Origin of the sequence: Pseudoalteromonas sp. S3178 (genome assembly GCF_005886985.1) — a bacterium.
GTDB lineage: Bacteria > Pseudomonadota > Gammaproteobacteria > Enterobacterales > Alteromonadaceae > Pseudoalteromonas > Pseudoalteromonas carrageenovora.
In genome coordinates this window covers 1-318 of the sequence record NZ_PNCW01000365.1, presented here as the reverse complement: position 1 = coordinate 318, position 318 = coordinate 1, and the positions used below count along the sequence as shown (strand labels likewise).

Annotated in this window: 1 protein-coding gene; it reads right to left on the bottom strand. The window is 41.5% G+C overall.

Annotation, left to right across the window (positions count from 1 at the left end; genetic code table 11):
• The coding region (locus tag CWC11_RS21320; protein WP_171038503.1) for a carbohydate-binding domain-containing protein at positions 1-318 on the bottom strand (318 nt) is incomplete at both ends.

Here is a 318-nt window from a genome sequence, read left to right as displayed (position 1 = left end):
GCCAACGCATGCTTGGCGTCTGATAGTAGGTAATTAGGCATAAACTCAGAACGGGTGATCTGTGAATTTTGAGTATAAAACCGTAGTTTATGCGCTTTCCCAGCAATAAACCCTGTAAAGGACTCTGATGGGCTAATTTTATGCAGATCGCCATTAATATGCGTGATGTCAAACTGCTGATTTGAACCATGTATGATTGGCATGAGTTGACTAAAATAAATGACCCAACTCTTATCTAACAGATCATACGGTAATGTGAGTGCAAGCTCAGATAAGTAACACTGCGTCACATATGCAGGGCATGTGGCATTTGCCTCT